This window comes from Okeania sp., assembly GCF_983059655.1.
In genome coordinates this window covers 1-8,547 of sequence record NZ_CEZPJD010000325.1, presented here as the reverse complement: position 1 = coordinate 8,547, position 8,547 = coordinate 1, and the positions used below count along the sequence as shown (strand labels likewise).

Below are 8,547 nucleotides of genomic sequence, written 5' to 3'. Positions count from 1 at the left end.
CTAGGTAAAAGTCTAATTGAAATTTACGGTGAGGTAAACTCGCAATTTATCACTGATATGAATACTAACGAGATTATTTGGATGAACCAAGCTGCCATAGTTGCTAATAGTAACCAACCAATGAATAAGATTATTGGTAAGAACGCTGAGGATTTATGGCAACCTGGTGAATTGAATAAAATGCTTACTTTCTTGGAGGATGACCTTCATCTTCCTCAATTTGAAGTTAAAGGCTATAGACTTCTTACCGATGGAGAAAAGGAAAAATATACTACGTTGAACGAGTACAGAATTATCAATGTTTTTGGCAGAAAATGTCGATGGTGTAGAGCTAATGTTTAAATATGGCTTTGTTGCACAAAAGATGATTAGAGGGTAATTTTGAGGCCAAGGTAATGAAAAACTTGGCTTTATTCTGTCATAAAATTACGCAACTATGTTTGACATTGCAAGTAACCTGAAGTCAAATGATCAAGGCACTTTATCAATATTTGGAGATGTCTAATAATGTCACTTACAATACTGAGTTTGAGCATTTATAAATATCCTAACTAATTAACGTAGTACTCCTAGTCTAGACATTAAAAAAGATCTAACCTTTATGAACCTAAATTTTATATTCAAAGTTCTAAACCGTGAACTTGTAAAAATTGGTAATTCTCCTTTGAATGAAGTAGAATTTCTAATCATCCAAGGTATTTGGGATGAAAAGTCTTATAAAGAAATAGCTGAAGATCATGGTTATAGTCATGATTATTTAACCAATGTTGTTCCGCCTAAGCTATTAACAAAGCTTTCTTTTCTTCTTGGTGATAAAGTAACAAAAAAAAAATGTCGAGTGCAAATCGAACAGTATGTCAAAAAAATTATGTCTATAACATTTCCTAATGGAGTTATTCCTTTGAATTCGCCTTTTTATATCGAAAGAATTACTATCGAAAAGGAAATATTGACGGAAATTAAAAAACTAGGGGGTTCGGTAAGAATAAAAGCACCACAGCAATTTGGCAAAAGTTCAATGTTTTTGCGTGTTATGCACCACCTAGATTTTTTAGCTTATCGTACTGTTAGTTTAGATTTGAAACAAGTCTCACAAAATTCTTTAAATGATATTGATAAGTTTTTACGCTGGTTTTCTGTTAATGTTGCTTTAGGGCTTAATTTAGAGCCCAGGCTAGAGGGTTATTGGAATGAAAATATTGGTTGTAAAGTTAGTTGTACTTTGTACTTTCAAAATTATTTGTTGCCATTAATTAATTCACCTTTACTTTTGGCTTTGGATAACCTGGATTTAATTTTTGACTATTCGGAAGTGCTCAAAGATTTCTTGACCTTGCTATATTCATGGCATGAGAAAGCTAGAGTTTTGCCTTTGTGGAGTCAGCTGCGTTTACTTGTAGTTCATTCAACTGAAATTGATGTTCCTTTAGAAATTTATCAGTTGCTTTTTCATGTAGGTGTTACTATTCATTTGGATAGTTTCACCTTGGAAGAAGTTATGGAATTAGTTAAATTTTATGAACTCAACTGGATGAGTGAAAAAGATATAAAGCTTTTGATGGCTATGACAGATGGTCATCCTGCTCTAGTTCATCTTGCTATTTATCATCTTAGTCAAGAGAAATTAACATTTATGGAACTATTAGATAATGCTCCTACCTCTACAGGAATTTATGGAAGTCACTTATATCGTTATCAAATGAAACTGCACTCAAAACCAGAATTAGCGATTGCTTTTAAAACTGTTATAAATTCTACTAAACCTGTGTTATTAAATCCGATCTTGGCTAATAAGTTAAGTGATATGGGTTTAATTAAGTTAAATCAAAATAAAGCAGTTATTAGTTGTCAGCTATATCAAAATTATTTTGAACAAACATTATAGCTGGACTTTGGCTTTGTTGCCTCACGGGGTGACAAGCTAGTTAAGAGCTATATATAGAAAAGGATTTGATCGGGGCCAACGCATCTTATTTTTAGGATAAAATAATAACAACAACTGCCAGAGCTAGCCAATGTCCTCGTCACTGTTGACAATTTTTAATATATACAGGACTTACGCAAAGACGCTATATATAGCGTGTATGAATTATAGCGATCGCTATAATTTTTCAAGCGATATAGCTGCCGCACTTGCTCCGCCAACGCCTTAAGATTTCTGCCATTGTTAAAGCCAGAGAAAAAAACACCTATAAAATAAAAATAGCCCTGAATTTTATTGTGGGCTTTTTCAGCTCTTGGATCAGATAATCAGAGAGTAATTCATGTTTAACTCTATAGATAGTTTTTCCTATTTTCACTGCTAATCTTTTTAAGAAATTCCAGACTAACATAGCACAAGCTATGTGATTTTTTTGAATTTGTCTAAGACGGCATTGACAAAATTCAATACCTGTTAATTGCTTAATTCTGGCGTGAAATTCTTCAATTTTCCATCTAGTTTGTGACTCAAATTCTACAGCATCTACTGAAGATTGAGCTAAGTCATTAGTTGCAATATATTCTGTTCTGTTGGTCGAAACAGTTTCCCAGAATAGTTTGATTTTTTTATCTCAAAGGAATTCCTTTAACTTTAATTATTTTACCTGATATTTTTTCGGATTCATTCCAAATTAACTCTCCTATTTTTTTGTATTTTTCTACGCCACCACTATCATCTACTAGGCGATTTATTTTTAAGGGACAGTAATAATTTTTCCCTAAGTTATTTACTAATCCCATTAATCTTTGTGTTGCATACCAACTATCCATTAATACTGTTTTAAATGGTAATTTCTTTTTGTTTACCACATTTAATATCATTTCTTCAACATGATCTATCTTAGTTTTGTTATCAGTATCTGGATCATACATTCGATAATCTATAATCCAAAATTGCTCGACTTTTGGATTGAAATATATACAATTTACTATCCCTATATAGCGCTACGCGCAAGTCAGAAGTCAGAAGTCAGAAGTTAGAAGTAATCCCTGACGCTCGTTTGAGTGTCTATAATTGCCCTAACCTATTTGCGTAATGCTATACCACAAACTACTTTATGCTCATTGCCACTGTACTGTCGCCGAACTAACTCAATTTTATTGCCATGTTTCTTTTTGAGAACTGTATCATCAAATATTAAATAACCTTCAGTGTTAGTTACAATTTCTTCTTGAACATTTTTCCATAAATCTTGAGAATCAAAACTTTCGATTTTCAAATAACGATTGATTGTGTCATGGCTAACATTTTCTAGGTGATTGGCTAAATTTGTAATAGTATAATTTGTATGATAATTCAGTAAATATTGACAGTAATCAATATAGTTAAACTTCATATTGTTACCTCAAATTAACAATAATGTTATTCTATAATAAGCGCGAGTGTTTTGGCATAAGTTATAATAATTTTGTTGTTCAGGCGATCGCCAAGAGGAACTAAGTAAGGAGCGCCAATAAGGATAAAGTCTTGAGGTTTAACGCTATATATAGTGTCTTTGCGTAAGTCCTGATATAATAATGGAAGTTTAAATGCATCTAATTAAAATAATGCTAAAAAATCCTCCAGCAGTACTGTCAACCTGCGGAATGTAGGTTGCACCATTTTCGCTGTGTCAGTCCACTACTGGAGTTCTTACTTCTTCCTTCTGCTATATTTAACTATTACCTAATTCTTGAGACCTTTCTTTTGACGCCATCACTGCTTCAATTAAAGCAGAACGAAAACCCAAACTTTCTAATTCCGCAACTGCGGCAATAGTTGTTCCTCCAGGACTTGTTACCCGGTCTTTCAACTGTGCGGGGTGCATTCCCGACTCTTGTAACATAACTGCTGTACCTAAAACTGTCTGCAATGCTAACTGATAAGCGATCGCTCTAGGTAAACCAGCACGAACTCCCCCATCTGTCAAGGACTCAATTAAAATTGCCACATAAGCAGGTCCGGAACCAGATAAACCTGTAACTGCATCCATTAAAGTTTCTGGAACTTCCACTACCTTTCCTACGGACTCTAAAATGCGAGTAGCTAACTCTTGATGTTCCGGTTTAATATGCTTACCAAGAGCGATAGCACTAATTCCTGCACCTACTGTTGCGGGAACATTAGGCATAACTCTTACCATAGGTCGCGATGGGAAAGCTGCCTCCAACCTTTGCAGAGGTACACCTGCCATAATTGAAATTACCAATATAGTCTCACCGCCAACTTGCCAGTCTGCCAATTCCGATGCTATGGTATCAAATATTTGAGGTTTAACCGCCAGTAATAAAACTTCCGTTGCAGTAGTAACAACCAAACGATTCTCAGTAGTTACCTCTACACCATATTCTCGTGCTAAAAAATCCCGCCTTTGTTGCTGCGGGTCACTAACTAAAATTTCTGAGGGTTGATAAATTTTTTGTTCGAGCAGTCGGGATAATAAAGCCTCACCCATTACCCCACCACCAATTAAACCAAACTTTGCACTTGTCATTTCAGTTATCAGTTATCAGTTATCAGTTAGCCTCCTAGCAGAGGAGCTACGCTATCAGTACCTCCTGCAATAAGGAGACTTGACATCAAGAATATCTTCGGGTTAAAACTCGTCGCGTTGTTTCCATCCACTGCTTAAAAGACGGTGGTTTCCCACTTACCAAATTTTTAAGATGAATAGGGAATTAGGGATGGGTTCTTATACCGTTTCACTGATGTCAAAAGTCAGAAGTAGAAGTTGATAGACTTAAAATTTTGACTAAACAATAATTTCAGCCTATTATTCCGCATCATCAGTTGCTGACTATTTGTGACATCCTTAGAGTGAATTGGTATTTTAGATGTATATAATTATTAGCGCTAATTATATTTTTTCTGACCCCATACCCAAATGTCCCTAGCGATTATTGCATCATTTGAACTTGCTCCGGTTGCCAAACTTGAGACCCAGAAGTTCCCACACGAGGACGTGTTTGAGTCTGAGGCATCTCGTTGACTACTCCTGCTTGAGTTCTGACTTGTACGCAACTTGGTGTGAACAGAAAAATACTTTCTCCGATGCGTTCTTGATGACCATCCAAAGCATAAGTACCACCTGCTACAAAGTCCACTGCCCTTTGAGCTTGGTCTGGGTCCATAATGGTCAAATTTAAAACTACAGACTTGCGCTCCCGTAGAGCACGAATTGCTTGAGGCATTTCTTCAAAAGTTCGTGGTTCCATAACCACAACTTCGGACATTCCATTTAAAGCGCCAGGCATTCCAATTACATTATTCATAACCGATCCCATTCCAGATTCTGATTTAACAGCTCCAGTAACACCTGTGCTGCTTGTTGTTGTTGTCGCAGCAGTGGCCCTATTTCTTAATCGGCGACTATTGCGACTTTCCTCTTCCACTACTGGTACAGCAGCAGGAGCTTGTTGTTGTGGAGGATAAACACTTTGATATTGTTCTCCTTCCACTTCATCGTAATCATATTCGTACTCAACTTGTTCGTTAAGTCCCACAAAATCTTTTAGTTTGGAAAAAAGACTATTCACCATTAAATTACTCCTTCGCTACTGTCAAATTCGGACTATTGTCCCAAGGTAGCTTAATCGTGGGTAGTTTACTACTATTTTTACTTTTTAAGTTGTATTGAATAGCATATCAGTCCTTTTGACTTCGTCCCTGCTCTAAAGATGCAGGCATTCTCAGCGGATGCTACGCAACGGAATAAATAAACATTGCTTGCTTTTTCTGAGCTGTTACCCAGAGATTTATCTGGGTCGAACCAGTCAAAACGCACTTAGACACTCACTTGTATTCACATTGTTAGTTTTCGGGAGGTTCTATTACTATGCCAAAATTTTACACCCCCTGTCCTGCCATTGCTTGCAGTGATTATAGTCATACTGCTGTTGAATTTATCAACCCTTGTTTCTTGTTTGCCAGGACTTCTCCATACTAAGACAGTTCCAGCTATAGATGAAAGCTTTATTCAAATTTTAATTCTATCACTTGGCCGGATTTATCCTAAACCGTCATTTTCATCCTCTGCCTAAAGACGAGGAGTTTTCAACCTTATTGTGTGTTCCTCCTTTCACCAAATAGAGTTTTACCTAGTCTGACCATAGTTGTACCAGCAGTTATGGCTAGATTATAATCTTCTGACATTCCCATTGAAAGTTCTTGGATATTTAGATTAGACAAATTTTTTTTCCTAATTTCCTGAGCTAATTCCTGAGTTTTCTCAAATACTGATAAGGTTTGTCCATGGTCTAATCCTTGGGGTGGGATAGTCATTAGACCCTTAATTTTCAAATGTTGACATTGATTTAACTGTGGTAAGTCAGTAATTAATTCTGCTATGCTCCACCCATACTTATTAGGGTCGGGTAGAATTTTGACTTGCAGACAAATATTAGGACTACAAGATAACTCTTCTGCTAAACGGTCCAGGCGTTGGGCCAGTTTTAAACTATCTACAGAATGAATCCATTGAAACTGCTTTAAAGCTTTTGCTGCTTTATTGGTTTGCAAGTGGCCAATCAGATGCCAGGTAATCTCTGATAAATCTTTTAGTTGGGCTTGCTTTTCTTGTGCTTCTTGAACTTTATTTTCCCCAAAATCTCTTATCCCTGCTGCATAAGCAGCACGAATAGCATCAACTGATACCTGTTTAGTTACAGCAATTAAGCGTATTGATGCAGGTAGGTTAGAGCGGATTTTAGTAATACGTTCGGTAATGGACTCAAACATTTAATCTTGAGATTTGAGAGTTTTTTATTATCTTTAATCTTTTGCAGGCTTAATACCCCACTGTCATTTCAGTTATCAGTTATCAGCTTAATTATTGAAAAGTATTTTTGTGAACTGTCTGAAGTTTTTGGTATTCAATTGCTTGACCATTTCGACGCAGTTGACGGAGGCGAATTTCCACCATTAAACGTGCGTCTGAACGGCCTAAAGGTTCAAATTTAATACCTCCTATTCCATTTGTCACTAAAAAAAATAAGCGTTGGGCATAGAGGGTCGTAAACAATTCTTTGTTCTCCTCAACTAAGCACACCCTGTATAGGAGGCCAAAGTTAGGATGGTTCATATAAGTTTCGTTGGTCATTTAGGCTTAAAAATCAGCAGATAATGACAGGATTTTTAAATAACTTAGTGGCCTTTGTCAATGGAAAGACCATAGTTTTTTAGATTTTAGATTTTACAGATTAACAGCACAGATAAATAATGGTTTTTGTTTTTTTCTGTAAATTATTAAATGCTCTTAGAATTAAATAGACCCAGAAAATATATTTTCTGAAATTATAATTATTTGATATTCGAGTTGAATATCAACCTATAATTTTTATCTTAGAAATTATCAATAATATAAATTAGTGATGAAGTATCCCACAACACTTTATTGAAATTATTGAAAGTTTTCACTTTAACTTAAGATAACGATACCAGATAAATAATTATTTATAAGGAATATATAATTTTGTTTTAACTTTGTCCTCCCCAAACTAATCTAACCCACCAGAATAACACTAAGCAAACCAATACTAACCAGTCCCATACCTTTAGCTTTAGATCGTGCCATTCTACTTTATGTTGTTCGGGAGTTGTAAAACCTCGCACTTTCATGGCACTAGCAATTTGATCTGCTCGCAATAGCAAATTTTCTAATAGTCTTTCTGCTACTATTAACCATACCTGAGAAGCTTGTCGTAGTCCTAGTTTTTTCCAGTTAATTGCCCTAGTTCTAACTGAACGAACTAAATTCTGTATTTCCTCTAAAACTAGGGGAATAAATCTTAAAGATAAGGTTAAAGTTAAACTTATTTCTGTTACAGGTAAATTCAATTTATTCAGAGGTTGCATTAGGTCTTCTATACCTGCTGTAATTTCTTCTGATCCTGTGGTTAAAAGATATAAGTTTGTGCTATAAATCACGGTAAATAATAAGGTGGCAATCCTAATACCTAAATCTATTGAACGACGAGTTATAGTCAGTGGTCTTTTTTGAAAAAGGACGTACTTGTAAGAGGTAGGTTGAGGTAATTCTGTTAGTTCTTGCTGTTGTGTTTCAGAAGTTGATTCAGTTGAAGTTTCTGTTTTTAGCAATCCAAAAAAATTGGAAATATTTTTCGCTTCTGGTTCTGGTGGTAAACTATTAGTTTGTTCAGCAAAGATTAGTTCATCTTTTGGTAAACGGGGTTGATAGTTAATTGAAAGTCCATCAGGAGCAATAGCTGCACTCATGACAAAAACTAAGCAACAAAATGTGAGCAACCAACCCATTTGTCGTTTCCAAACTCGTAAAGGAATTGAGGCACTAAATGTTAATACAATTAACGTAGCTACTAATATTAAACGCCAGATGGAACTACTCAAAACTGGGCTAATTAGAAAGCTCATTAGCCAGATTAATTTAACTCTAGGGTCGAGTTTATGTAGCCATGTTATGGGTTTTTCTAAGTATAGTCCAAGAGGAAGCGATCGCAGTAAATCCATTTTTACTTTGGTAGTTAGGTTTTAGGTTGTAGGTTTTATAGCAGGGAACAGGGAACAGGGAACAGGCAACAGGCAACAGGCAACAGGGAACAGGCAACAGG

The 8,547-nt window shown here is 35.6% G+C and carries 7 protein-coding genes and 2 pseudogenes; 2 read left to right on the top strand and 7 right to left on the bottom strand.

All coding sequences use genetic code 11. The features are described from left to right. Positions 1-342: hypothetical protein (locus AC3DU7_RS18075; RefSeq protein ID WP_488040704.1), on the top strand; the 342-nt coding region annotated here is incomplete at its 5' end. 259 nt (positions 343-601) lie between these two features. Next, positions 602-1,885, top strand: coding sequence for an AAA-like domain-containing protein (locus AC3DU7_RS18070; RefSeq protein WP_488040703.1), 1,284 nt, complete (start codon positions 602-604; stop codon positions 1,883-1,885). A gap of 304 nt (positions 1,886-2,189) precedes the next feature. Here the strand turns inward: AC3DU7_RS18070 and AC3DU7_RS18065 are convergent. The 7 genes and pseudogenes from AC3DU7_RS18065 to AC3DU7_RS18035 form a co-directional block, all read right to left on the bottom strand. Continuing rightward, positions 2,190-2,919: pseudogene (locus AC3DU7_RS18065) on the bottom strand (transposase); the annotation flags it as partial. 104 nt (positions 2,920-3,023) lie between these two features. Beyond that, positions 3,024-3,317, bottom strand: a pseudogene (locus AC3DU7_RS18060) (IS701-like element ISPlag1 family transposase); the annotation flags it as partial. A 318-nt stretch (positions 3,318-3,635) separates the two neighbouring features. Continuing rightward, positions 3,636-4,454, bottom strand: coding sequence for a pyrroline-5-carboxylate reductase (proC, locus tag AC3DU7_RS18055; RefSeq protein WP_488040702.1), 819 nt, complete (start codon positions 4,452-4,454; stop codon positions 3,636-3,638). 403 nt (positions 4,455-4,857) lie between these two features. After that, positions 4,858-5,496 carry a cell division protein SepF gene (locus AC3DU7_RS18050; protein WP_488040705.1) on the bottom strand — a complete coding sequence of 213 codons (639 nt, stop codon included), beginning with the start codon at positions 5,494-5,496 and terminating at the stop codon, positions 4,858-4,860. 523 nt (positions 5,497-6,019) lie between these two features. Next, the gene (locus AC3DU7_RS18045; protein ID WP_488040701.1) at positions 6,020-6,697 is read right to left on the bottom strand and encodes a YggS family pyridoxal phosphate-dependent enzyme; all 678 of its coding nucleotides are present in this window, start codon (positions 6,695-6,697) and stop codon (positions 6,020-6,022) included. Positions 6,698-6,788: 91 nt separating this feature from the next. Further along, positions 6,789-7,058 carry a transcriptional coactivator PipX gene (gene pipX / locus AC3DU7_RS18040; RefSeq protein ID WP_488040700.1) on the bottom strand — a complete coding sequence of 90 codons (270 nt, stop codon included), beginning with the start codon at positions 7,056-7,058 and terminating at the stop codon, positions 6,789-6,791. A 377-nt stretch (positions 7,059-7,435) separates the two neighbouring features. After that, positions 7,436-8,446 carry an energy-coupling factor transporter transmembrane component T family protein gene (locus tag AC3DU7_RS18035; RefSeq protein ID WP_488040699.1) on the bottom strand — a complete coding sequence of 337 codons (1,011 nt, stop codon included), beginning with the start codon at positions 8,444-8,446 and terminating at the stop codon, positions 7,436-7,438. Positions 8,447-8,547: the final 101 nt, after the last annotated feature.